Genomic DNA, 1,802 nt, shown 5'->3' with positions numbered 1-1,802 from the left:
GAGAATAAACAACTCAAAGAATATAATTTTTTATTTCCGAGCAGAAAAAGAGAGAATGGCAAGGGAGTAAAAATTTGTCATATTTCAAGAACCCAAGTGTATAAAATTTTAAAAGAAGCTGGGAATAAATGTGGGATTGAAAATATAGGAACCCACTCAATGAGAAAAACATTCGGCTATCATCATTATAAAAAGAATGGTGATGTAGCTATTCTACAAAGAATATTTAACCATTCAACACCAGAGATTACACTTGGATATATCGGCTACACTCAAGACGAACTAGACCAGAGTATACTAACATTTGACTACTAAATAGCCGTTCTATTTTACATAATGAGAAAATGTAAATTCAAAAACAGAAAACAGGCCTATCCCCTTGATATAAAAGGGATTCTAAAAAGTGCTCGAAAGTCACAAAATAGAAGATATGTTAAATATATGGCGCCAAAAAAGAGAGGAAAAACAGATGAATCAAAGCAAAGATTACACTCCATTTCTACAGGATAACTTTATTATCTTTAACAAAAATGGTATAATAGAGATGAAGAAAATACCAGACTTTGGTAGCGTGGTATTTACTAGTCAAGATGGCAACATTGTCCAGATTGAAACAACAATTAAAGAAAGATAGCTGACTAGACAACTAGAGGCGTAACATTAAAGCTAAGTAGCTTTTTTGTTGCGTCTCTTTTTGTTTTGAGAAAGAGGAATTAATGAGGAATAAAGACCCAGTAGAGAGTTGAAACCAATAAGCACAATCACAAAGAACTAAAAGAAATGAGGAATAAAAGAACATGGAAACATTACAAACTATTGAAACTAAAATTGACAAACTGATTGAACAGAATAAGAAAGCTATTGAGACGACTGAGGAGGAACTGGTTAAAGCAAACCAAGCTGTTTCAGACGCTCAAGCCAAACTTGTACAGGCTCAAAAAGAAATCAACTCAGAAAAATATGTTGAAGCAAAAGGTGACCTATGGACGGCAGAACGTACAAAAGAATTTCATGAGGGACGTTTGAAAGAATTAACTAGAGATCCATTAGTTACCTATGAAGAATATCATGCGTTGATTGCAGATATCTTTAGATTAGCCGATGAAGAGCAGGATACTTTCTTCACTCCAGCAGTTGCCAAACTAATGGAAATTATAACACTTGGAGATAATGCTATTAAGGCAAGGGAACGTGTAAACGAGGTTCTTAAAAAACTTGAAAAGGATATCTCTAAAAATAATGAAGATTATAAAAAAGCTAAGAACGGCTGGATTTTAAGTGATTTCTTTTCAGGTTTATCTTATACACCAAGAAACGCCCTATACGGATATCAGTATAGTTTGAAAGAAATGGCTGAGAATTTCAAAAAGGGGCAAAGTTAAAAAAGCCCCCTCCCCCCTTCAGCTATCCCCCTACTAACAAATAGAAAGATGAGGTATATAGAATGACCCTACCTACTGGTAAGATTGATTTAAACGAATATGGAAATCATTTAGCTGAAAAGGCTAGTGAAATTTATGAAGAGAGAGGTAAGCGAGTAACTCAGCGCTTAGATAATCTTAGAGAAGAAGCATTATCAAGAGCTGGCAAGTGGCAAACTGTCCTAGATCGTTCTGGTGAACTATTAAAAGAACAGAAGGAAAGAAAGAGAGAACAAGAGATTGGACGCTTGACGGAAGAGAAGCGTAAAGAGATTGACAGAGAAGTCAGTCAGCGTTTATCAATGCCAGATGAACACCAGCAGAAACTTAACAAAGGGATGAGTGAAATGCTGAAAGATTTATTTTAAAGAGTCCATAAAA

The 1,802-nt window shown here is 34.9% G+C and carries 4 protein-coding genes; all 4 read left to right on the top strand.

Going from position 1 to position 1,802, the window contains the following annotated elements; translation table 11 throughout:
* On the top strand, positions 1–315 hold a 315-nt coding region (locus tag O0J15_RS20940; RefSeq protein WP_308306265.1), incomplete at its 5' end, for a tyrosine-type recombinase/integrase.
* A gap of 88 nt (positions 316–403) precedes the next feature.
* Complete coding sequence (locus tag O0J15_RS20935) at positions 404–634, top strand: DUF2292 domain-containing protein (protein ID WP_000893990.1); 231 nt, start codon at positions 404–406, stop codon at positions 632–634.
* A 163-nt stretch (positions 635–797) separates the two neighbouring features.
* Positions 798–1,382 (top strand): hypothetical protein, encoded by a 585-nt coding sequence (locus tag O0J15_RS20930; protein ID WP_000449363.1) that lies wholly within the window; start codon positions 798–800, stop codon positions 1,380–1,382.
* Between the two features lie 62 nt (positions 1,383–1,444).
* The gene (locus tag O0J15_RS20925; RefSeq protein WP_308306264.1) at positions 1,445–1,789 is read left to right on the top strand and encodes a hypothetical protein; all 345 of its coding nucleotides are present in this window, start codon (positions 1,445–1,447) and stop codon (positions 1,787–1,789) included.
* The last annotated feature ends 13 nt before the right edge of the window (positions 1,790–1,802 follow it).

Origin of the sequence: Stenotrophomonas sp. Sm10, assembly GCF_030985515.1 — a bacterium.
GTDB lineage: Bacteria > Pseudomonadota > Gammaproteobacteria > Xanthomonadales > Xanthomonadaceae > Stenotrophomonas > Stenotrophomonas hibiscicola.
Note: the sequence above shows the minus strand (reverse complement) of the source record. Positions and strands in the feature narration are given on the sequence as shown.